Source organism: Celeribacter persicus, assembly GCF_003050785.1.
GTDB lineage: Bacteria > Pseudomonadota > Alphaproteobacteria > Rhodobacterales > Rhodobacteraceae > Celeribacter > Celeribacter persicus.
In genome coordinates this window covers 152670-175096 of the sequence record NZ_QAOH01000003.1, presented here as the reverse complement: position 1 = coordinate 175096, position 22427 = coordinate 152670, and the positions used below count along the sequence as shown (strand labels likewise).

17 protein-coding genes are annotated in these 22427 nt (G+C 61.2%); 15 read left to right on the top strand and 2 right to left on the bottom strand.

Going from position 1 to position 22427, the window contains the following annotated elements:
- The first annotated feature begins 13 nt into the window (after positions 1 to 13).
- The 3 genes from C8N42_RS05535 to C8N42_RS05525 are packed head-to-tail and all read left to right on the top strand — an operon-like array spanning position 14 to position 6813.
- Positions 14 to 3469: a transglutaminase family protein gene (locus C8N42_RS05535; protein WP_107815554.1), complete on the top strand. Its 3456-nt coding sequence runs from the start codon at positions 14 to 16 to the stop codon at positions 3467 to 3469.
- Between the two features lie 29 nt (positions 3470 to 3498).
- Positions 3499 to 5919, top strand: coding sequence for a circularly permuted type 2 ATP-grasp protein (locus C8N42_RS05530; protein ID WP_107815553.1), 2421 nt, complete (start codon positions 3499 to 3501; stop codon positions 5917 to 5919).
- Between the two features lie 3 nt (positions 5920 to 5922).
- A complete protein-coding gene (locus C8N42_RS05525; RefSeq protein ID WP_107815552.1) occupies positions 5923 to 6813 on the top strand; it encodes a transglutaminase family protein in 891 nt (296 codons plus the stop codon).
- On the opposite strand, the gene C8N42_RS05520 is transcribed toward C8N42_RS05525, so the two are convergent.
- Together C8N42_RS05520 and ygiD are read right to left on the bottom strand one after the other, a co-directional pair.
- Positions 6810 to 7775, bottom strand: a complete 966-nt coding sequence (locus tag C8N42_RS05520; RefSeq protein ID WP_107815551.1) for a glutathione S-transferase family protein — start codon at positions 7773 to 7775, stop codon at positions 6810 to 6812. The two genes, C8N42_RS05525 and C8N42_RS05520, sit on opposite strands and share 4 nt — an antisense overlap.
- Before the next feature lie 9 nt (positions 7776 to 7784).
- Positions 7785 to 8603 (bottom strand): 4,5-DOPA-extradiol-dioxygenase, encoded by an 819-nt coding sequence (ygiD, locus tag C8N42_RS05515; protein ID WP_107815550.1) that lies wholly within the window; start codon positions 8601 to 8603, stop codon positions 7785 to 7787.
- 143 nt (positions 8604 to 8746) lie between these two features.
- On the opposite strand from ygiD, the gene C8N42_RS05510 reads away from it, so the two are divergent.
- From C8N42_RS05510 to C8N42_RS05455, 12 genes are all read left to right on the top strand, one after another.
- The gene (locus tag C8N42_RS05510) at positions 8747 to 9661 is read left to right on the top strand and encodes a LysR family transcriptional regulator (RefSeq protein WP_107815549.1); all 915 of its coding nucleotides are present in this window, start codon (positions 8747 to 8749) and stop codon (positions 9659 to 9661) included.
- 101 nt (positions 9662 to 9762) lie between these two features.
- Positions 9763 to 11679, top strand: coding sequence for an elongation factor G (locus C8N42_RS05505; protein WP_107815548.1), 1917 nt, complete (start codon positions 9763 to 9765; stop codon positions 11677 to 11679).
- Between the two features lie 169 nt (positions 11680 to 11848).
- A complete protein-coding gene (locus C8N42_RS05500) occupies positions 11849 to 13018 on the top strand; it encodes an efflux RND transporter periplasmic adaptor subunit (RefSeq protein ID WP_107815547.1) in 1170 nt (389 codons plus the stop codon).
- A 13-nt stretch (positions 13019 to 13031) separates the two neighbouring features.
- Positions 13032 to 14978 carry a MacB family efflux pump subunit gene (locus C8N42_RS05495; RefSeq protein WP_107815546.1) on the top strand — a complete coding sequence of 649 codons (1947 nt, stop codon included), beginning with the start codon at positions 13032 to 13034 and terminating at the stop codon, positions 14976 to 14978.
- A gap of 95 nt (positions 14979 to 15073) precedes the next feature.
- On the top strand, positions 15074 to 15754 hold the full coding sequence (locus C8N42_RS05490) for a MotA/TolQ/ExbB proton channel family protein (protein ID WP_245889971.1): 681 nt from the start codon (positions 15074 to 15076) through the stop codon (positions 15752 to 15754).
- Positions 15755 to 15757: 3 nt separating this feature from the next.
- Positions 15758 to 16138 (top strand): ExbD/TolR family protein, encoded by a 381-nt coding sequence (locus tag C8N42_RS05485; protein WP_107815544.1) that lies wholly within the window; start codon positions 15758 to 15760, stop codon positions 16136 to 16138.
- A 3-nt stretch (positions 16139 to 16141) separates the two neighbouring features.
- On the top strand, positions 16142 to 16570 hold the full coding sequence (locus tag C8N42_RS05480) for an ExbD/TolR family protein (protein ID WP_107815543.1): 429 nt from the start codon (positions 16142 to 16144) through the stop codon (positions 16568 to 16570).
- Positions 16567 to 17400, top strand: coding sequence for an energy transducer TonB (locus tag C8N42_RS05475; RefSeq protein WP_107815542.1), 834 nt, complete (start codon positions 16567 to 16569; stop codon positions 17398 to 17400). Before C8N42_RS05480 ends, C8N42_RS05475 begins: the two co-directional genes overlap by 4 nt.
- Before the next feature lie 182 nt (positions 17401 to 17582).
- On the top strand, positions 17583 to 18464 hold the full coding sequence (locus C8N42_RS05470) for an NAD-dependent epimerase/dehydratase family protein (RefSeq protein ID WP_170109218.1): 882 nt from the start codon (positions 17583 to 17585) through the stop codon (positions 18462 to 18464).
- Complete coding sequence (locus tag C8N42_RS05465; RefSeq protein WP_107815540.1) at positions 18461 to 19066, top strand: sugar transferase; 606 nt, start codon at positions 18461 to 18463, stop codon at positions 19064 to 19066. The genes C8N42_RS05470 and C8N42_RS05465 overlap by 4 nt, the downstream gene beginning before the upstream one ends.
- A gap of 136 nt (positions 19067 to 19202) precedes the next feature.
- Positions 19203 to 21122: a polysaccharide biosynthesis protein gene (locus C8N42_RS05460; protein ID WP_245889970.1), complete on the top strand. Its 1920-nt coding sequence runs from the start codon at positions 19203 to 19205 to the stop codon at positions 21120 to 21122.
- A gap of 95 nt (positions 21123 to 21217) precedes the next feature.
- On the top strand, positions 21218 to 22357 hold the full coding sequence (locus C8N42_RS05455) for a capsular polysaccharide export protein, LipB/KpsS family (protein ID WP_107815539.1): 1140 nt from the start codon (positions 21218 to 21220) through the stop codon (positions 22355 to 22357).
- The last annotated feature ends 70 nt before the right edge of the window (positions 22358 to 22427 follow it).

The window sequence follows — 22427 nt, the reverse complement described above, 5'->3', positions numbered from 1 at the left end:
CGAAGTCAGGACTATGGCGATCTACGCATCCATTCATCACGTCACCCATTACAAATACGATCGCAATGTCGAGCTTAGCCCCCAGATCATCCGCCTGCGCCCCGCGCCGCATTCCCGTACACGGGTGATTTCGCACGCGCTCAAGGTGACGCCCGCAGGCCATTTCGTGAACCACCAGCAGGATCCATATGGCAACTGGCAGTCGCGCTTCGTCTTCCCGGAGCCGGTGCGCGAGTTCAAGATCGAGGTCGATCTGGTCGCCGATATGACGGTCTATAACCCGTTCGATTTTTTTGTTGAGGAAAGCGCGGAACACTGGCCGTTCGAGTACCCGGATGATCTCAAGGACGATCTGGTGATCTACCGCACGCCGGAGCCTGAAGGCCCGCTTCTGGCGCAGTTCATGGGGTCACTCGATTTTCCCAAAGAAGGCGAGAAGGAACGCACGGTCGATTTCCTTGTCGGTCTGAATGCCAAAATCTCCGAGTATGTGGATTACACCATCCGCATGGAGGCGGGAGTGCAGACGCCGGATGAAACACTGTCGTGCAAGTCCGGCTCCTGTCGCGACAGTTCGTGGTTGCTTGTGCAGGTGCTGCGCCATTTGGGCTTTGCTGCGCGCTTTGTCTCCGGCTATCTCATTCAGCTCAAGCCCGATCTTGAGGCGCTCGACGGGCCTTCAGGGACGGATCACGATTTCACCGATCTGCACGCCTGGTGCGAGGTGTTCCTACCCGGCGCGGGCTGGATCGGGCTCGATCCGACCTCCGGGCTTTTGACCGGCGAAAGTCATATCCCGCTGGTCGCCACACCGCATTATCGTAACGCCGCTCCGATTGCCGGGGGGTATTCCTCGCTCGGCACGCCTGAAGTCACGTTCGATTTCGACATGCAGGTCAAACGCGTGGCGGAACATCCCCGGATTACCAAGCCCTTCTCCGAGGAAAGCTGGGACAAGCTCAACGCCATGGGGCGTAAGGTGGACGAAGCGCTGAAAGACGGTGATGTGCGCCTCACGATGGGCGGCGAGCCAACCTTCGTGTCGATCGACGATTTCGAGAGCGACGAATGGAACACTGCCGCCGTCGGGCCGCAGAAACGCGGGCTGGCCGATACGCTCATTCGCCGTCTACGGGATCGCTTCGCGCCCAGTGGATTCCTGCATTACGGACAGGGCAAATGGTATCCGGGCGAGAGCCTGCCACGCTGGACGTTTTCGCTTTACTGGCGACATGATGGCAAACCGGTGTGGAAGAACCCGAACCTGATCGCCAGAGAGGATACGCCCAGCCCGGCAGGGGCGAAAGACGCGGGCGATTTCATGCGCAGCTTCGCGCAACATCTCGGGGTCGATCCGGAAAATGCCCAGCCTGCCTATGAGGACCCCGGCGAGTGGATTTTGAAGGAATCGCTTCTGCCGGACAACGTCACGCCGGAGAATTCCAAGCTCAAGAACCCCGAAGACCGCGCCCGTTTCGCCCGTGTCTTCTCGCGCGGGCTGACCGAGCCTTCGGGTTTTGTCCTGCCGATCCAGCGCTGGCAATCGAAGGCCGGGTCGCGCTGGCTCTCCGAGCTTTGGAAAACCCGGCGCGGGCATCTGTTCCTGATCCCCGGCGACAGCCCGGTGGGATTTCGCCTGCCCTTGAATGCGCTGCCATATATTCCGCCCGCTGCCTATCCCTATTCCTACCCTGCCGATCCGATGATGGATCACGCGCCCCTGCCGGATTTCCATGCCGCACTCGACGAACGCCGCAAAAAGGTGCGCCAAGAGATCGCCCGGATGGAACAGGAAGAGGCCGCGCGCATCGCATTGGAGGTGAAAGAACGCGCCGAGATGTTGCCCGAGACGTCGGAAGGGCATAGCCAGCCGGTGTCCGAGGCGCAGGGCGACGGCGTGGAACGCCAAAAAATCATGGCGCAGGGCGTCGATCCGGCAGGCGGGCAGGTGCGCACCGCGATCACCATCGAGCCGCGCGACGGGCGGTTGTGCCTGTTCATGCCGCCTTGTGAGACCTTGGAGGATTACCTCGAATTGCTCGCGACGGCGGAGACCACCGCCGAGGAGCTTGGCCTGCCGATCCATATCGAGGGCTATTCCCCGCCGCACGATCCGCGTCTCAATGTCATTCGCGTCGCCCCCGATCCGGGCGTGATTGAGGTAAACATCCATCCGGCGCATAGCTGGGAGGATTGTGTCGCCACCACGGAAGCGATCTATGAAGAGGCGCGGCAGTCGCGTCTGGGTGCCGACAAGTTCATGATCGACGGTCGCCACACCGGCACGGGCGGCGGAAACCACGTTGTCGTGGGCGGTGCGACGCCGTCGGATAGCCCGTTTCTGCGCCGTCCGGATTTGCTCAAGTCGCTGATCCTGATCTGGCAAAGACACCCGTCTCTGTCCTACCTGTTTTCCGGTCTTTTCATCGGCCCGACCTCTCAGGCGCCGCGCATCGACGAGGCGCGGCACGATACGCTTTACGAGCTTGAGATTGCGCTGTCGCAGATCAAACCGCCGAGCGAGGGTGCCGTGCCGCCCGCGTGGCTCGTTGACCGGCTGCTCAGGAACATGCTGACGGACGTGACCGGCAACACCCACCGGGCAGAGATTTGTATCGACAAACTCTATTCCCCCGACGGACCGACCGGACGGCTTGGCCTTGTGGAGTTCCGCGGCTTCGAGATGCCGCCAGACCCGCGCATGTCTCTCGCGCAGCAACTGCTCCTGCGCGCCATCATCGCGCGCTGCTGGAACGCGCCGGTCGAGGGCAAGCCCGTGCGCTGGGGCACGGTGCTGCACGACCGCTTCATGCTGCCGCATTACCTGTGGGAAGACCTGCTGTCGCTTCTGGCCGATCTTAAACACCACGGCTTCGAGATGGACCCCGAGTGGTTCAAGGCGCAGGCCGAATTCCGCTTTCCCTTCTGCGGCCAGATCGAGGCGGAAGGCGTGCATCTCGAAGTGCGTCAGGCTTTGGAGCCTTGGCATGTGTTGGGCGAAACCGGCGCCATCGGCGGCACGGTGCGCTACACCGACAGTTCCGTCGAACGGCTTCAGGTCAAGATGACCACGCTGCATCAGGACCGCTATCGGATCATGTGCAACCGCCGCCCCGTGCCCTTGGCGCGGACCCAGACCTCGGGCGTTTCCGTCGCGGGTGTGCGGTTCAAGGCTTGGCAACCGCCCGAAGCGCTGCACCCGGTCCTTCCCGTCAACGCACCGCTGCATTTCGACATCTATGACGACTGGACAGGGCGGCCCATCGCCGGGTGTACCTATCATGTCGCGCACCCCGGCGGACGGAATTACGAAACCTTCCCGGTCAATGGCAACGAGGCCGAGGCGCGGCGTCTCGCACGGTTCGAACCCTATGGTCATACCCCCGGAAGCTATACGCCGGGAACCGAAATGCCGCACCCGGAGTTTCCCTTGACGCTTGACCTCAGACGGCCCATTGGACTCATCTGAGACACCTGACGACGAGATCGGACTTCGCGATGACGCAAAACCCGATACGGGTCTCCGCCCAGCCGGACCTGTTTGCCGCCTATGAGCAAACCCCCGGTGTGGCCGATGAGCTGTTCGACGCCACGGGCCAGATGCGGCCCGTCTGGCGGCGCTTTGTCGACCGGTTTTCCCGACTCTCGCCCGATGATATCGGCGCTCGCTTCGAACGTGGCGATCAATACCTGCGCGATGCGGGCGTGTTTTTCCGGCAATATTCCAATGATCCGCTGGCCGAACGTGCCTGGCCACTCAGCCATATTCCGGTGATCCTGCATGAGCTGGAATGGGAGCATATCTGCGCGGGGCTGACCCAGCGCGCCGATTTGCTCGAACAGGTGATGGCCGATCTCTACGGTCCCGGCAGCCTTGTCAGTGACGGTCACCTCCCCGCAGACCTGGTGGCGCGTTCGCCGCAATGGCTGCGTCCCATGGTGGGGGTAGAGCCTCGCGGCGGGCATTACCTGCATTTCATCGCCTTCGAGATCGGGCGTTCGCCGGATGGCTCGTGGTTCGTCTTGGGTGATCGCACACAGGCCCCCTCTGGCGCAGGGTTTGCGCTTGAGAACCGCATGGCGACGGGCCGGATTTTTCCGGAGCGTTTCCCGCGTGCACATATCCATAAGCTCTCCGGTTTTTTCAGCGCCTTTCGTGAGGCGACGGAGGAGTTGGCCTCACCGTCCTACAGACATCCGCGGATGAGCGGTATTCTGACGCCGGGGCCATCGAACGATACCTATTACGAACACACCTATATCGCGCGCTATCTCGGCATGATGCTGCTCGAAGGTGAGGACATCGTGGTCGAGAACGGCGAAGCCATGGTGCGGACCATAGAGGGGTTGCAGCCGCTCGGCATGCTCTGGCGACGGATCGACGCGAGCTTTGCCGACCCGCTGGAATTCAATCCGACCTCGCAGATTGGAACCCCCGGCCTGATGGAAGCCGTGCGCACAGGGCATCTTGCCATGGCTAATGCGCTGGGTTCGGGCGTGTTGGAAATGCGGGCGATGATGGCGTTCCTGCCCCGGATCAGCGAAGTTCTGATGGGTGAAAGCCTCAAGCTGCCGAACATCGCCACCTGGTGGTGCGGTGGGCTCAATGAGCGCAATTATGTGCGCGACAATGCCCAGAACATGTTGATCGGCCCGGCGGATGCGGTGGACCTGCCTTTCGATCTGGGCGCGACCACGGCGCTTGGCGGCGAATTCCGCGGTACGGCGATGGGCTCGATTGCCGACTGGCTCGACCGGGAGGGCGATCATCTGGTGGGGCAGGAGGCGGTAACGTTGTCGACCACCCCGGCATGGGTCGACGATGGCGAGACCGGTCGTGTTGTGCCGCGACCCATGACGGTGCGGGTGTTCGCGGCGCGCACCGCGAACGGCTGGCAATTCATGAAGGGCGGTTATGCCCGGATCGGCAGCACGGGGGATGCCACGGCACTTGCGATGCAGCGCGGCGGCTCGGTGGCCGACGTCTGGGTCGTCTCCGACCGACCTCTGCCCAAGGAAGGGCCGAAACGCCGGGTCGAGGGCAACTATCGCCGGGTCAGTCCCGGAGTGCTTCCGGCCCGTGCCGCCGATAATCTTTACTGGTTGGGCCGATATATCGAACGGACAGAGGACGCCGCGCGTCTGGTGCGCGCCTATCATCTGCGGCTGGCGGCGACGGACAATCGCAACGATCCGCGTCTCAGGATGTTGCGTGATTATCTCGCGGGCTTTGGCATTGATCTTGCGCAGCCCATGCCCGAAGCGCTGATCACCCGGATCGTAGCGGCGCGCAGTTGTGCCATGCGGGTGCGGGATCGGTTCTCCACCGATGGTATGTCGGCGCTGGGCGATCTTCTGAAAACCGCACAACGGATGACCGAGACGGTGCAACCCGGCGACGATTGTGCCCGTGCCATGTCGGTTCTGGTGCGCAAGATCGCGGGGATTACGGGTCTCGTGCATGAGAACATGTATCGGTTTGCGGGCTGGCGGTTTCTGAGTTTCGGGCGTGCGCTCGAACGCGCCGATGCCATGGCCGCGCTTCTGGCGGCCTTTTCCGATCCGGCAGCGCCCGAAGGCTCTCTCGATCTCGCCGTCGAGGTGGGCGATTCGATCATCACCCATCAGCGCCGTTACCGGGTCGAGAGCAACCGCGATACGGTGGTCGATCTTCTGGCGCTCGATGCGGACAACCCGCGTGGGCTGTTGTTCCTCGTGCGGGAGTTGCGCAAACATGCCGAGGCTTTGCCTAACGCCCAGTTGCACGGTCGTCCGTCCGAATTGTTGAGTGCGATCCTGCCGCTGGAGACGGGGATCGCCTGTGCCCGGACCGAAGACATGACGACCGCGCGTTTCATGGAGATCCGTGGCGAGTTGGCGCGTGTTTCCGATCTTCTTTCCTCGACCTATCTGAGGTGAGCTATGTTGTATGATGTCAGCCTGACTATTGAGTACAACTATGGCGCGGCCTCCGACCGGACACGCAACATTCTGCGATTGCTCCCTTCTGACATTCCCGGCGTGCAGGTCGTGCGTCAACGTATGCTGACGATTTTTCCGCGTCCTCAGGAACGCCGGGACGGGCGGGATTTCTTTGGCAATGAAGTCAGCATGGTGGCCTGGCACCGTCCGATTGATGCGCTGAAACTGCAACTGACAGCCCGGATCGAACGGTTCGAACCCGCGCCGCTTTTCGATCTGTCGCCGCCGCTTGATGAGTTGCATCACGAATTGCTCATGGTGCCCTCGCTTGCGCCGGAGGCCCCGCACCACTTCATCGCCGCCTCGCCACATGTCGCCCTGTCAGATGCGATCACGGAGTATGCCCGCGATTGTTTTGGCCAGGGGGTAACGGCGCTTGGCGCGGTCGAAGCCGTGGGCCGGGCACTGCATCGCGATATGAGCTTCGATCCGGAGGCGACCGATGTCGATACGCCACCCGAGGAGGCTTTTGAAAAGCGTCACGGCGTCTGTCAGGATTTTGCCCATGTAATGATCGCCGCGCTGCGCGGCATCGGCATTCCGGCGGGCTATGTGTCGGGCTTTCTGCGCACCTTTCCGCCGCCGGGGCAACCCCGGCTTGAGGGTGCGGATGCGATGCATGCCTGGGTGCGGGCCTGGGTCGGCAAGCAACTGGGCTGGATCGAATTCGATCCGACGAACGATCAGTTTGCCGGGACCGATTACATCACCATCGGCCATGGCCGCGATTATGGCGATGTCGCCCCGGTGCGCGGCGCGTTGCGCACATCCGGGGGACATGAAACGTCACAAGCCGTCGATGTGATCCCGGTCGAAGAGATGTCGGCTTAGACCGACGCCAAGAGCGTCTCAATATGGGCGGGACCCGTGGGACGAATGCCCGTGGGGTTCAGCGCCTTGATCGAATAATAGCCCCGCGTGATGTGATCCATGTTCACCGTCGTACGGATGCCCGGCAGGCGCAGAATGCGGTCCATATAGGCCGAGAGGCGCGGATAATCCGCGATCTGTTTGCGATTGCATTTGAAAATGCCGTGATAGGCGGCGTCGAAGCGGATCAGTGTCACGAAAGTGCGAATGTCGGTTTCCGTGAAGCGTGCGCCAAAGAGGAAATCTCCGGTAAGCCGGTCTTCCAACGTTTCCAGCATTTCGAACACACCGTCGACCGCCTCGTCATAAGCCTCCTGAGAGGAGGCAAACCCCGCCTTGTAGACCCCATTGTTGAGCTTGTCGTAGATCAGCGGGTTCAGTGCGTCGATCTCGCCCGCAAAGTCCTCCGGGTATAGCCGGATGTCGGAGGGTGCGAGATGTTCGAAGGCGGTGTCGAACATGCGGATGATGTCGGCGCTTTCGTTGTTCACGATGGTCTCGGTTTTCGTATCCCAAAGCACCGGCACCGTGGCGCGCCCCGACACATGCGGATCGGCGCGGGTGTAAAGCTCGTGAATATAGGTGGCGCCATAAAGCGGGTCGCTGTCATTTGCACCGGGATAGCCGCCGAATATCCAGCCCTGATCGGTCAGAGTCGGGTTCAGCACCGTCACGGGAATGATGTCTTCAAGCCCCTTGAACGCCCTCGCCATCAGCGTGCGCGAGGCCCAGGGGCAGATATAGGCGACGTAAAGCAGGTAGCGCCCGGCCTCTGCCTTGAAGCCACCCGTTCCGGTCGGCCCGGCTGAGCCGTCCGAGGTGATCCAGTTGCGAAAGCTCGACACCTGCCGCACGAAGCGGCCTTTCTTGTCGGCCTTCTGCACCGGGGTCCAAGTCTTGGTCCATTGTCCGTCAACAAGCATGATGATCCCTCAATAATAGACGAAGCTGCGCATTGAGACGGAGGCGATGTCGATCGAGTCGTTCATGAATAACAGATGATCGTCCTTGTCTGAGGCCCCTGCGATGGTCAGTGCTGGCAGATAGTGATCGAGCGACGGATGCGCCATTTTCAACAGGGTACCGAGGCCCTCACGGTCGCTTAGCATGGCGTGGTCGCGCATTTGCAGACGGTCGGCGAAAAGCTTGTCGAATTCCTCGGCCCAGTCATAAGGCTTCCCGCCCCAGCGCATGGCACGCAGGTTATGGACGATATTCCCGGAGCCGAGGATCAACACCCCGCGATTGCGCAATTCTTTGAGCGCTTCGCCGATTTCGAGGTGATGCGGCAGGTCCTTGGTCATGTCGATCGACAACTGAAACACCGGCACATCCGCGCCCGGATAGAGGAATTTCAAAACCGACCACGCGCCGTGATCGAGGCCCCAGGTGTCATCGCCCTCGGCATGGTGGCTGGACAGCAGGCTCACCACTTCTTTCGCCACATCGGGCGCGCCGGGGGCGGGGTATTGCTGGGCGAAAAGCTCTTCAGGAAAGCCATAGAAATCATGGATGGTTTTCGGCATGCGCGAAATATCCACCAAGGTGGACCCACGCGTCATCCAGTGCGCGGAAACCACGAGGATCGCCTGCGGATGCGGCAGGGCATTTCCGAGCGCCGACCAGCTACGGGAATATTCATTGTCCTCAAGGGCATTCATCGGGCTGCCATGGCCGAGGAATACGACCGGCATGCGGTCGGAGGTTTTCAGGCTGTCTTTCAACTGACGCAGCTGTTGCGCGATGCTCATGGCGGTCTCCTTTCATCGTTCTCCCGGTGGATCACTCGGGGGAGCGGTTTGATGTCTTGCATTGAAGATGGAGCTTGCCGCATGTGAATGAAATGGAGAATATGTGAAATGACTTTCTATATTTTGTTCCTAAAGAGGCTCTGATGGATCTGATCAATGGGTTGCGCGCCTTTGTCGCCACGGCGGAGAGTGGGTCTTTTACGGCGGCGGCAGAGCGGCTTGGCATCTCCAACCGGCTAACCTCGAAATACGTTGCCGAACTGGAGGACCGTCTTGGCGTGCGCTTGTTGCAACGCACCACGCGACGGGTCGGTCTGACCTCTTCCGGGGAGGAGCTTTTGTCCCGCGCCCCTGCGCTTTTGGATGATCTCGACGCGCTGCTGGGGGAGGTGACCGAGGACACGCGCGGATTTTCCGGCACGATCCGCATTTCCGCGCCTGTCACCTTCGGAGAGGTCTATGTCAAAGACCTTCTGGCCCGTTTCGCTGCGCCGCATCCGGAGCTGGTCATCGACTTGCGGCTGAGTGACGCCTACGTGGACCTTGCTGCGGGCGGGATTGATCTCGCGTTTCGGATCGGCACAGCGGATGTGTCCTCCCTGAAACGGCGAAAACTTGGCGAACTGCGTTCGGTTCTGGTGGCCTCCCCCGCCTATCTCGAAACCCATGGTGTGCCACAGAAACCCGGAGACTTGATGGCGCATCAATGCATCCTAGACACCAACCGGCGCAACCCGACGCGCTGGCCTTTTGGCCCGGAGGGACAAGAGGAGTTCATACAGGTGCCGGGGCGGTTCATGGTCAACAGCGCCCGTGTCGCCCGCGATCTCGCCGTCGCGGGGCATGGCATCGCCTTTTGTCCGCCCTTCGTGCTGGGCGACGATCTCGAAACGGGGCGACTTGTGGCGCTGATGCCGGAGACCGTCGGACCGTACCATCCGGTCAGCATCGTCTATCTCGAAGGCCGCACCCTGCCGCGCAAGGTGCGGGCGCTGATCGACTTTGCGCTGGAGGATTTCCGGCGTGAGGGTGATTGGAAGAAAACCGCGAAAACTTGACCTGAGCCAAGGTCAGGGCGCATCCTGATCCTGTAGCGTCACCCCGACACGAACCATTCCGGCCCATTCGGGGTCCGCGAGACAGCTCGGGAGACACAGCCATGAAAACCGTCACCATCCTAGGACCGTCACAATCCGGCAAATCGGCATTGGCCGCGGCGCTTGCCGGGCTCGATACGGGAAAGCCCCGTTCCCTGAGCCTTTTCGGCGAGGCCGCGGTGACCCTGTTTCGTTATCTCGATGAGGATTGGGCGATGCTCGATTGCCCCGGCGGGGCCGAAGGTCTGGCGCAGGCCGGGTCTGCGCTGGCGGTGAGCGATGCCGCCGTGCTTTGCGTGTCGGCGGAGGCCGAGGCGGCGGTTCTGGCCGCACCTTATCTTCGGCTGCTGGAGGCCTCGGGTCTTCCGACGCTGATTTTCATCAATAAGGTGGACGCCGCCACCGACCGCACTGCCGAAATTGCGGCGGCGCTGCAAACCTATTCCGCCCATGGCATCGTGCTGCGCGAAGTGCCGATTCGTGAAAATGGCGAGATCACCGGCATGGTCGATCTGATTTCCGAGCGTGCCTGGGCCTTCAAGGCGGGTGAGCGCTCCGCCCTTGTCGAAATGCCCGACTCGGCCCGCGTCCGAGAACAGGAAGCCCGCGCCGAGCTTTTGGAACATCTCGCCGATTTCGACGATCAGCTTTTGGAGGAACTGATCGAGGATCAGAAACCCATGTCGGACGAGCTTTACGAGGTGGCGACGAAAGTGTTGCAGCACCACGATCTGATCCCGGCTTTCCTTGGCTCTGCGACAGGCGGGAACGGGCTTACGCGACTGATGAAAAGCCTGCGTCACGAAGTGCCCGGCGTGGAGGCGCTCACCGAGCGTTTTGGTACGACCCCCGTGGCCGTCGGAATTTTCGCAGATCAGATCAAACACCTTGGCAAGACGGTGCTGATCCGAGCCGTGGGTCAGACATTGAAACCCGGCTCCGAATTGATGGGCGGCACGATCGGCACACTGGTCGATGTCGACACGAAAACCGCGTTGTCCGAACTGGCGCCGGGAGCGATCGGATTGACGGTGAAGACCGATCATCTGGCGTTGCGTGCGCCGATTTATGGGGCCTCCGAGGCCATCGACACGCCCGATTGGGCGGTGCCACACAAACCGAAGAACCGTATGCTTCTGGTGCCGCAGAACGAACGCGACGAGGCGCGGCTTTCGGCGGCGCTCGGCAAGCTCGCCGACATTGATCCGGGGCTGGCCGTCGAACAGGATGCGCAAAGCGGCAAGGCGGTGCTCGCCACGCAAGGTGCGTTGCATCAACGTCGTGTGCTGGAAAAACTCACTGATGTTTTCGGTGTCCCGGTCGAGACCCAGCCGATCCCGCCCGCGCTGTGTGAGACCATCTCGAAACCGGGGGGAACGCATTATCGCCACCGCAAACAATCCGGTGGAGCCGGGCAATTTGCCGATGTGGTGATCGAGGTCGCGCCCTTGGCCCGTGGTGAAGGGTTCATCTTCGAAGAGGTGGTGAAAGGTGGCGCGGTGCCGCGCAATTACATGTCTGCCGTTGAGGCGGGCGTGCGCGATGCATTGGCGGAAGGGCCGAATGGTTTGCCTGTGGTGGATGTGAAAGTGACGCTCACCGACGGCAAGCATCACGCCGTGGACAGTTCCGATTACGCCTTCCGCACAGCGGCGAAAGCAGCGGTGCGCGAAGCATTGGCCGCGTGCAAACCCGTGGTGCTGCAACCGATCGACAGGATCGCGATCCATGTGCCGAGCCTCTATTCCGGTGGGCTGATGCCGATGGTCACCGGGCTCAAGGGGCAGGTGCTCGGGTTCGATGCACATCCCGATGCCGCCGGTTGGGACGTATTCAACGCACTTCTTCCGGCGATGGCCGAAGGGGAGTTGTTTCAATCGCTTGGCGGTGCGACCCGTGGCACGGCATGGTTCGAGGCGGAACTCGATCATTACGAGGAAACCTATGAGCCTCTGGCGCAGCTCGTTCCAGCGGGGTGAGGTGACGCCCTGAAGCTGTAGGGGTATGTGACAAAACCGCCGGGATTTCGGGTCCCGGCGGTTTTTCTCCGCGATTTCCTTGTGGAAGCGACGGAGAACGCGCCTATCTGCGTATCATGTCTTAACTGCGGGTTTTCGACCCGTTTCCGTTTCGCTTGAAAGGTTTGCCATGAAAACCCCGTTGCGCCTCCTGATCGTCGCCCTTGTGGTTGTGGCCGGATATTTCGGCTGGACCTGGTACAAGGGCGATACTGAAACCGCCCCGCCGCAAACTGCGACGGTGACGCGGGGGACGGTGCAGGAGACCGTTCTGGCCTCAGGCGTGATCGAGGCGAGTCAGCTTGTGAGCGTCGGCGCACGGACTTCGGGGCAGATCGAGGAACTGGTCGTGGCGCTGGGTGATACGGTCGCGGCGGGCGATCTGATCGCGCAGATCGACAGTGAGGATCAGAAGAACGACCTTTTGCAGGCGCAGGCGGACCTTGCCAATATCGAGGCGCAGATCGCGGCCAAGAAAGCCAATCTCAAACAGGCGGAACTGAGCCTTACGCGGGTCACCAGCCTGCATGCTCAGAACTACGCCTCGCAGGAGGATGTCGAGGCGGCTGAGGCCACGCTTGAGGTCTATCAGGCTGAGCTTGACGCGCTGAATGCGCAGAAATCCAGTGCCGAGGTGACGGTCTCCACCGCCCAGATCGCGCTGGACCGGACCAAGGTGACGGCACCGATGGCCGGGACCGTGGTGGCCGTGGTGGTCGATGAGGGGCAGACGGTGAACGCCAGTACCGATGCGCCGACCATCGTGAAGCTCGCCAATCTCGACAAGATGATCGTGAAGGCGGAGATTTCCGAGGCCGATGTCGTGCATGTCGCGGCGGGGCAGAAGGTGAGCTTCACCATTCTGGGCGAGCCGGACAAGGCGTTCGAGGCTGTGGTGCGAGATGTGGAACCCGCGCCCTCCGAGATCGAGGACAGCGATACGATCAGCACGGATGAGGCGATTTATTACAATGGGCGGCTTGAGGTCGATAATCCGGATCACATGTTGCGCATCGGTATGACCACAGAAGTGTCCATCGTGCTCGACGAGGCCGTCGATGTGCTGACCGTACCGTCTTCGGCCCTGAACAGCGGGCCGGACGGCCAATACATGGTCGAGATTTACGATGCCGCAACCGGCACCAGCCACCCGCAACCGGTCGAGGTCGGACTGAACAACAAGGTGACGGCGGAGATCGTCTCGGGCCTGAGCGAAGGCGATCTGATCGTGACCGGGGGTACGGTGAGCGCGCCGAGCAGTTCCGGCAACAGTCGCATGGGCCCTCCGGGAATGTTCTGAGGGGGAGGTCGTCATGAGTGAACCACTGATTTCCGCGCGTGGCATCAGCCGCTCGTTTCAGGCCGGCGACGAAACCATCACCGTGCTGCGCGATGTCGATATCGACATTTACCCCGGTGAGATGGTGGCGATCATCGGCGCGTCGGGCTCGGGAAAGTCGACGCTGATGAACATACTCGGCTGTCTTGATCGGGCCAGTTCCGGGACTTACAGTTTCAACGGTAAGGATGTGAGCGACCTCGACCCCGACGAGTTGGCGCAGCTCCGGCGTGAGCATTTCGGTTTCATCTTTCAACGATATCAACTGCTCCCCGATCTCGATGCGGTGGGCAATGTGGAAGTGCCTGCGATCTATGCCGGGGCGACGCGGTCTGCGCGGCGTGAACATGCGAAACACCTGCTGACTCAGCTTGGTCTCGACACCCGCTTCGATCACCGGCCCTCTGAACTTTCCGGGGGGCAACAACAGCGGGTCTCCGTGGCGCGTGCGCTGATGAACGGGGGCGAGGTGATCCTCGCCGACGAACCCACCGGCGCACTCGACAGCAAAAGCGGCGAGGACCTGATCACCTTGCTTCGGGAACTGAACGCCAAGGGTCACACCATCGTCATGGTGACCCACGATCCGAATGTGGCTGAACACGCGCACCGGATCGTCGAGATCAGCGACGGGCGGATCATTTCCGACACGCGCAAGGAGGATGGAGAACCGTCGCAGGCTTCCATAGAACGCCCGATGAAACAAAGCGGCGGGCTCGGGGCTTCCTTCCGTCGCCTGACCGAAGCCTTCAACATTTCGCTCAAGGCTATGCTGGCGCACCGTACGCGCTCTTTCCTGACCATGCTCGGGATTATCATCGGGATCGCTTCCGTGGTGCTGGTGGTCGCGCTCGGCAATGGCTCGCAGGAAAAGGTGCTGGAAAATATTTCCTCGCTCGGGACCAACACGATCACCGTGCGGGCGGGCTCGGGTTTCGGGTCGCGTGATCAGGGACGGATCGAGACCCTTGTGCCTTCGGATGCTGATGCGCTCGCGCTTCTGGCTCTCTCTGACAGCGTTTCTCCCGCTGTGTCCTCCTCGGCGACGGTGCGCTATCGCAACACCGAGGCTTCGGCGACGATCAACGGGGTGTCCGGCGATTACTTCCAGGTGCATGCCTATGAAACCGTGTCCGGTTCGGTCTTTGGTGAGGAAGATATCAAGGGCTACACGCAGGTCGCGGTGATCGACGAGGACACGCAGGACACGTTTTTCGAGGATGGGGAAGATCCGCTGGGTCAGGTGCTGTTCCTCGGCCATGTGCCGGTGCGCGTGATCGGTGTCGTGCGCTCTACGGGGGCGAGTTTCGGCCCGTCGTCGCTCAATGTCTGGGTGCCCTACACTACGGCAATGGCGCGGGTGTCCGGTCAGGACAATCTCGACAGCATCGGGGTGCGGGTGACCGACGATTACGACATGGACCAGGCCGAGGCGGAAATCACCGCGCTGTTGATCTCGCGTCATGGCACGGAGGATTTCTTCCTGTCGAACTCCGATACGATCCGGGAAACTATCACTTCGACGACTCAGACGCTGACCTATCTCGTGGCGATGATTGCGGTGATTTCCCTTGTCGTGGGCGGCATCGGGGTGATGAACATCATGCTGGTCTCGGTGACTGAGCGCACCAAGGAAATCGGCGTGCGCATCGCCATTGGCGCGCGGCGTTCCGATATCGTCAGTCAGTTCCTGATCGAGGCGGTCATGGTATGTCTGGTGGGTGGCGTTCTCGGCATTCTGGGTGCCCTGACTGGCGGTTATCTGATCGAAGAATTCGCTTCCAGCGTGCGGTTGAGTTTTTCGACCACCGCGATTGTCGTGGCCTTTCTGTCCTCGACACTGATCGGCATCACCTTCGGCTTCCTTCCGGCGCGCAACGCTGCGCGGCTCGATCCGGTGGTAGCACTGTCACGGGAATGATCTCCATATCTTGACTAAAAAACTAGGATAATCTATCCGGGGTCAAACGCCAGCTGAATGGATCAGCCAGCTACGCACGTAATATGGTGACTGACATGGATGATTCGGCCCTTCTCTCTTCTCTTCTCGATTTTCTCGCCAAGGGCGGGCCCTCGATCTGGGCCATCGCGGCCTTGTCCGTGATCACACTGGCGCTGATCTTGTGGAAGCTTTGGGATCTGGCTTATCTCGGCGCCTGGCGCCGGACCACGCCGGGAGAAGAGGCGATTGCACTATGGGCTGCAGGGGACACCGCTGCGGCCGAGGCGCGTCTTGCGGGTCGCAAGGGGTTGCGGTCGCGTTTCATCCGCGCCGCGTTCGAGGCGCATCGCAATGCCGCCTATGACGACGCTGGTGCCGAAGCTGAAACCGTGCGTGTCGCCAAGGGTTTTCTCGCCCGTGCCCGCTCCGGTCTGCGCCCGCTCGAACTGATTGCCACGATTGCCCCGCTTCTGGGTCTTCTGGGCACGGTGCTCGGCATGATCTCCGCCTTCCAGACGCTTCAGGAAGCGGGGGCGAAGGCCGACCCGGCGTTGCTTGCGGGTGGCATCTGGGAGGCGCTTCTGACCACTGCCGCCGGTATGGCCGTGGCGATCCCTGCCTCTATCGCCTTCACCGGGTTCGAGGCCGTGGCCGACCGCCTGCGCCACGAATTCGAGGATATGGCGACCCGCATCTTCCTGCGTCCACGGGCCAAGACGGACCGGACGATTCAGATGGCACAAGCGGCGGAGTGAACCATGGACTTCGGTGCGCCCCGGCGCAAACACCGCATGTCGCTCACGCCGATGATCGACGTGGTGTTTCTGCTTCTGGTGTTTTTCATGCTGGCCTCACGCTTCGGTTCTCCGGCGCAGCTTTCGTTGACATTGGGTGGCGGCGCATCGCAGGGCTATTCCGGCCCGCCGCGTTTGATTCGTGTCGGGGTCGAGGACCTGAAACTCAATGGCAACATCGAGGGCGAAGAGGCTTTGCTTGAGCATCTGAAAGAGCTGGTGGAAGGCCCCGACGACATCGTGGTGCTGCGGCCCGACGATGTGGAAGTGCCGCTGCAACGGTTGGTGAGCGTGATGGAATGGCTCGGTGAGGCCGGATTTGCCAATCTGGTTCTGGTGGAGTGAGCGATGGATTTTTCTGACACCCCCCGCCCGCAACCGGCCGAGACGGTCGTGCCGATGATCAACGTCGTGTTCCTGTTGCTGATCTTCTTCCTGATGACGGCGGAAATCGCGCCTCCCGATCCGATTGAACTGGAATTGCCCGAGGCAGGGGCGGAAGCCGAGATCACCGCCCCCCTGCCGCTTTATCTGGCCAAGGACGGCACGCTGGCCTTCCGTGACGCGCAGGGCGAAGAGGCGGTGCTGCATGCGTTGGAGCTTGAACGCATTGATCTCTGTGCCGATGGCGGATGTATCGGGGCGAGCGGTCCTTCCATCGCCATGAGCGCGGATCGCGAGGTGCCGGCTTCGGTGCTGGCTGCGCTCCTGCCGAAACTGGCGGCGCTCGGATTTCCCAAGGTCGAATTGGTGACCCGCACGGGAGGTGGCTCATGAACCGAATGCTCACAGGAGCACTGTTCGTTACCCTTGCTCTGGGGGCGCATCTCGCTGTCGCGGCGGTTGTGCTCATGGATCATTCCGCAGGCACTTCGGCTTCGGGCGAAGGTGGCGAAGACCTCCTGTCGCTTCAGGCGTCGAACATGGCACTGGCGGCGATGGTTGAGCGTTGGGAAGAAGTTCCTGACGTGGCCCCTGACCTGCCGAAGGTTCCTGAGCCGCCCAAGCCTGTGATGGAGCCTCTGTCGGATATTCCGGAGCTTGAACTGGCTCCAAGCGAAATGGCGCTGCCGGTGCCGATGAAGCCGGTCGAGCAGGCAGAAGTCTTTGACGCGCCGGAGCCGCCGAAGGCTCCGGAACCGCCGAAGCCGCAGCCCAAACCCCAGCCCAAACCTGCCCCGAAAGCGCAACAGTCGCAGCGGGCGCAACAAGCCGTACAGGGCAGCGACCGCTCCAGTCAGGAGACCCGTGCCGCGGGTAGCGGTGGTGGGCAACAGGCCGGTGAGGCCCGCGCGTCGCAGGGGGCGGGGCTGAGTGCAGCGAAACGCCAGTCGGCCTTGTCGAGCTGGGCCGCAACCATTCGTTCGCGTATCGAGCGCCGTAAACGCGTGCCCCGTGGTAATGGGGATGGCACCGTGACCGTGAGTTTTCGTGTCAGTCGCGAGGGCACTCTGTTGAGTGTCGGTATTGCGAGAAGTTCCGGCAACCCGGCACTCGATGCGGCGGCTGTCGAGGCGGTGAAACGGGTCGGTCGGTTCCCGGCGGCCCCTGCTGAATTGACCGATGCCAGCTATCCGATGAGTTTGCCGATAAAATTTACCGGGTGAACCGGGCGGACTGGCCTGTTGTCGGTTAAGCGTCTAAAGTCTTTTGCAATTGATCTGAGGCACAGAACAGTTGCAAAAGGCCCTGAACATATGAGCCCTGCACAACGTTTTCCGAAAATCTGTGATTCAGATTGTTCGCAAAACGCTTTAGCATAATGAGGTCGCTTTTCATGGGGCCCGTTATGCCAGATCACCATGCCGCTTATCTCGGGGCTTCCGGCCGGATCGGACGTCTTTTGCGTGCGGCGCAACGACAGGTTTCCGAAAATGGCGTGGCGCTCTTTTGGCAGTATCGGACTCTGGACATACCGGATGAGGCGGCTTTTCTCTGGTCCGATTTCAACGATCCCGCACCTTTGGTCGCCGCGCAGGCACGCCATGGCTTTGATCGCTTTTTGATCTTTTCCGGCGCAATTGGGGCGAAAGATGACTCGGAAGCGATGCAGGCCCACGTTACAAACGTGAATCATGCTCTTACGGCAGCGCTCAAAGCTGGAATCCCGCGGGTGTTGGTCGCCTCGTCTTCCGCCGTCTACGGGTTGGGGCGAGAGCAACCATTTCATGAAGAGGATGCGCTTGCCCCGATCAATGCCTACGGTCGGGCGAAGGTCGAGATGGAGGCCCTCTGTGCCCGCCGTGCCGAGACCGAAGGGATCGAAATTTGCGCCCTGAGGATCGGCAATGTCGCCGGGGCGGATATGCTCTTGCGCAATGCCGCGAGCCGTTCAGTTCATCCTCTGACACTGGATATCTTCCCCGACGGTCAGGGGCCGCAGCGCTCCTATATCGGGCCGATGACGCTTTTTTCGGTGTTGCGTGCCCTGATCGCGACACAGGAATCCCTTCCTCCGGTACTCAATCTGGCTGGGGGGCGTCCGGTGCGCATGAACGATCTTCTGGAGGCGGCAGCGGTGCCGTGGGTTAGGTGTAAGCGGACCGATCCGGGGCATCAGAATATCACGCTGGATACGACACGGCTGTCGGTACTCTGTCCGGGCGTCGATCTGTCGGGCGGCGCGGTGGAGATCGTCCGTGAATGGCAGGTGTTGAGGGCCATGGTATGAGTTTTGGCAAACGCGTGTTCGACATTGCTCTGGCGCTCAGTCTCGGGCTGTTGCTGTCGCCGGTCATCGTGATTCTGGCGCTGTTGGTCCTGATCCGTGACGGGCGCCCGGTGTTCTTTCTGTCCGAGCGGATGAAGACGCCGGAGCGCGGATTCCGGTTGGTCAAATTTCGGACCATGACCGTGTCCGGGAGCGACAGCGGTGTGTCCGGTGGTGACAAGGTCAACCGGATCACCCGGAGCGGCCGGTTTCTGCGCCGCAGCCGTCTGGATGAACTGCCGCAGCTCTGGAATATTCTCAAAGGCGACATGTCCTTCGTGGGGCCGCGCCCGCCGTTGCGGCTTTATGTCGAGCGCTATCCGGAACTCTATGGGGAAGTGCTGCGCAACAAGCCCGGTGTGACGGGGCTTGCAACCTTGATCTTTCATGCCCACGAAGCGCGTCTTCTGACACCTTGCAAGACGCCTGAGGCGACCGATGCGGTGTATTCCCGTCGATGCGTGCCCCGGAAAGCGCGGCTGGACCTGCTCTACCAGAAAAATTCAAACCTTTGTTTTGATGCGAAAATTCTGTATCTCACGCTGCGCAAGACTCTGAGGTAGGAGCCAAATTGCAAGGCGGCTGCCGACTATCTGCGTTTGATCTGGAAGTTTTCTCCCGAGGCTAAGGAGTTTTTAACTTCGCCGTGAGTACTCTCGGAACAGTGGGGAGGGTCCACAGATTCAGGCGAGCATTCCAGTGTACAAAAAGGTTCTGATCGTTGGGTTGACATCCCTTCCGCGCAAGGTGATCCGGGGGCTTCTTCTGACCTCTGATCTTGCGGTCCTGATGCTTTCCCTGATCCTGAGCCTTCAGCTTTTGCCCGGCATGGAAGCTTTCCGGGAGACTGCAAATGCGCTCTGGCTCTCGGGTGCGATTGTGATCGGTGGGCTGACCCTGAATGCCGCCTTCCGATTGGACCGGATCAAGCTTGTGATGCTGAATGCACGGGACTTGCTCAACATTGCCCGTTTCAGCTTCGGGATCGCTCTGACGTTTTGGGGGGCGGGCACTGTGCTCGGGATGGAGCGTATCGGTGCACCCGGATTGGTCTTCGGCATTTTCGCATTCGCGGGTCTGGTGGCGTCACGCGCCATCGCCGTGTCGATCCTCGGTGGGCTTCGGGGGCATCTGCACAAACGCAAAAGCGTGGCGATCTTTGGCGCGGGGGCGGCGGGGGTACAGCTCGCCTCTGCCTTGGGTCAGTCTCCAGACCGGCGTGTGGTGGCCTTCTTCGATGACAATCCCACCCTGCAAAGCATGGAAATCGGCGGTATTCCAGTGCTGCCCTCCGGCAATCTGGTCCCGGAGATTTTTCGAAATTCGATTTCTGAACTGATCATCGCGCTGCCGGACAGTGCCAAAAAGCGTCGGGATGCCATCGTGGATCTGTGCGCAAGCGCCAATGTCGAGGTTCGGATTCTCCCGTCTTTCATCGACATGCTGATCGAGCGTGGCAATGCACGGCTGCGGACGGTGGACCCCGACGAGGTTCTCGGTCGCGGCAAGGTGGATCTCGATACGCCAGAGGTGGCCAGAAGCTATGCCGGTCGCGTGATCATGGTGACCGGAGCCGGGGGCTCTATCGGGTCGGAACTGTGTCGCCAGCTCCTCCATTGTCAGCCGGCCAAAATCGTTCTGTTTGAACAGAACGAATATAATCTCTACAGGCTGGATTTTGAACTGCGGGCCCGTGCGAAGGTCTGCAAAGTCGAGGTTGTGCCCTGTCTTGGTACGGTCACCGATGCCATTCGTCTGAGCCAGATGATGCGTCAACACCAAGTGGAAATCGTTTTGCACGCTGCCGCGTACAAACACGTTCCTCTGCTCGAAAACAACGAGATCGAAGGCGTGCGCAACAACGTCATGGGGACGAAAATTCTGGCCGATACGGCGGTGCAGGAAGGTGTCGCGCGTTTCATTCTCGTGTCCTCCGACAAGGCCGTGCGTCCGACCAGTATCATGGGGGCGACGAAACGGATTTCCGAACTGATCGTTCAGGACATTCAGACCCGCGCGCCCAACACCAAATTCTCAATGGTGCGTTTCGGTAATGTGCTCGGGTCTTCCGGCTCCGTTCTGCCGCTGTTTCAGGCTCAGATCGAAAGTGGTGGACCTGTGACCGTCACGCATCCCGAGATCCGGCGTTACTTCATGACGGTGTCCGAGGCGTCCCGCCTTGTGCTGCTGGCCGGGGCTTATGCCGAAGGCGGGGATGTGTTCGTGCTCGACATGGGCAAGCCGCAAAAGATCATGGATCTGGCGCGCAAGCTGATCCACCTCTCCGGGCGACGTGTTAAGGACCCCGTGACGGGGGAAGGGGATATCGGGATCGAGATCACGGGTTTGCGCCCAGGCGAGAAACTTTTCGAGGAACTTTTCGTCTCTCCGGAAACTCTTTGCCAAACGCCGCATCCGAAGATTCTGCGGGCGGAGGAACATCGGTTGAGCGAAATCGAGGTGGCCAAACTGTTGCGTGAGATTCATGTCGCGATTGAAACATCGAACCGCGAGAACCTGCGTCCGCTCGTGATGGCCTGTGCCGATGGGTGGGGGCTGACGGGGAGGTTTCCACCGGAAAATAAGTCAGCCAGTGATGCAGCGATGCAGTTTGGGTGAATGCTGTCAAACCCTCGCGATCCGATGCCGTGATGCGGAGCGATCTTGTCGTGCATTCCCGGCTGACATAGGTAGGAAGGGAAAGGCGGGGCGCGATGATCACCTATCTCAAGGGCTATGCGAAAAAGAAGGACAGCTTCATGTCCTCTGTCGGGGCGGCCGATGGCGGCTCCCGTGTCCTCTGGACGATCCCCATGTCCTTGCGCGATTTCCCGGAAACCCGCACGCGCGTCGATGCGGCGCTGGCTGTGGCGAAGCGTCAGCCGAAAGGAGGCGTGGGGCGTGCGCTCAAACGCCTTCTGATCCGCCTGCAATACAATGGATCGCGCCGCTATTTCACACGTCAGCCCGAGACGGTGGCGCTGTGCTGGAACGGCATCACAGGCTCGCGACGGGTGTTCATGGAGGGCGCGCGCGATGCGGGTGTGCCGACGCTTTACGCCGAGCTTGCGCCTTTTCCGGGGCGGATGCAGCTCGATCATACCGGGGTAAACGCGCTTGGCTCCCTGCCACGCGATGCGCGGTTTTACACCTCATGGGCTGCGGGCCGACCGGACCGACAGGGAGAGGATTGGCGGCAACTGGGGGCCAATCTGACAGCACGGGTCTCGCGACGCGCGGATGTCGGACAGGCAACGGGGGCTGATCTGGCCGGAAAAAACTTTCTCTTTGTCCCGCTGCAAGTGCCCAATGACAGCCAGATCACCCTGTTCTCCGGCTGGGTCGGTTCCGTGCCGAACATGTTGGCCGCTCTGGGTAAGGCGGCGGCCTCCCTGCCCGAGGGCTGGCATATCCGGGTCAAGGAACATCCCTCCGCCAAGACCTCGCTCGCCTGGCCTCTGGCCAGTGCCATTGAGGTGGCGAAGGGACGGATCGTGGTGGACAACCAGACCGACACGTTCGAACAGGTCCGTGCGAGCTGTGGGGTGATCACCATCAATTCCTCCGTCGGTCTTCAGGCGTTTTTCTACGACAAGCCGGTGATCGTGCTGGGTGAGGCGTTTTTCGCCCTGCCTGGGCTGGTGGAAGTGGCCGCCAGTGCGGAGGCCCTGAGCGGGGCCCTCGACCGGGCGGAATCACTCTCTTTCGATCCCGCGCTCAGGGCCGCATTCATGAACTATCTTGATCAGGTCCATTTCCCATGCGTATCGGATGACCCGATTGCGGGCGTGGTGATCGACCAAAAGACCGCACAGGCCCGAATTGCGGCCGCCAGAGCCGCCGTCCGGCGCTAAACCCTCTTTCTTCTCCGCCCCCTTTCCAGTAAGGCTCTGCGCCAGTCACCCTGGACGAATGAGGAGTGCC

Bases quoted from the DNA above. Each gene is read 5' to 3' on its own strand.
- C8N42_RS05535 (WP_107815554.1), top strand. From the start codon at position 14: ATGGCGATCTACGCATCCATTCATCACGTCACCCATTACAAATACGAT.
- C8N42_RS05530 (WP_107815553.1), top strand. From the start codon at position 3,499: ATGACGCAAAACCCGATACGGGTCTCCGCCCAGCCGGACCTGTTTGCC.
- C8N42_RS05525 (WP_107815552.1), top strand. From the start codon at position 5,923: ATGTTGTATGATGTCAGCCTGACTATTGAGTACAACTATGGCGCGGCC.
- C8N42_RS05520 (WP_107815551.1), bottom strand. From the start codon at position 7,775: ATGCTTGTTGACGGACAATGGACCAAGACTTGGACCCCGGTGCAGAAG.
- ygiD (WP_107815550.1), bottom strand. From the start codon at position 8,603: ATGAGCATCGCGCAACAGCTGCGTCAGTTGAAAGACAGCCTGAAAACC.
- C8N42_RS05510 (WP_107815549.1), top strand. From the start codon at position 8,747: ATGGATCTGATCAATGGGTTGCGCGCCTTTGTCGCCACGGCGGAGAGT.
- C8N42_RS05505 (WP_107815548.1), top strand. From the start codon at position 9,763: ATGAAAACCGTCACCATCCTAGGACCGTCACAATCCGGCAAATCGGCA.
- C8N42_RS05500 (WP_107815547.1), top strand. From the start codon at position 11,849: ATGAAAACCCCGTTGCGCCTCCTGATCGTCGCCCTTGTGGTTGTGGCC.
- C8N42_RS05495 (WP_107815546.1), top strand. From the start codon at position 13,032: ATGAGTGAACCACTGATTTCCGCGCGTGGCATCAGCCGCTCGTTTCAG.
- C8N42_RS05490 (WP_245889971.1), top strand. From the start codon at position 15,074: ATGGATGATTCGGCCCTTCTCTCTTCTCTTCTCGATTTTCTCGCCAAG.
- C8N42_RS05485 (WP_107815544.1), top strand. From the start codon at position 15,758: ATGGACTTCGGTGCGCCCCGGCGCAAACACCGCATGTCGCTCACGCCG.
- C8N42_RS05480 (WP_107815543.1), top strand. From the start codon at position 16,142: ATGGATTTTTCTGACACCCCCCGCCCGCAACCGGCCGAGACGGTCGTG.
- C8N42_RS05475 (WP_107815542.1), top strand. From the start codon at position 16,567: ATGAACCGAATGCTCACAGGAGCACTGTTCGTTACCCTTGCTCTGGGG.
- C8N42_RS05470 (WP_170109218.1), top strand. From the start codon at position 17,583: ATGCCAGATCACCATGCCGCTTATCTCGGGGCTTCCGGCCGGATCGGA.
- C8N42_RS05465 (WP_107815540.1), top strand. From the start codon at position 18,461: ATGAGTTTTGGCAAACGCGTGTTCGACATTGCTCTGGCGCTCAGTCTC.
- C8N42_RS05455 (WP_107815539.1), top strand. From the start codon at position 21,218: ATGATCACCTATCTCAAGGGCTATGCGAAAAAGAAGGACAGCTTCATG.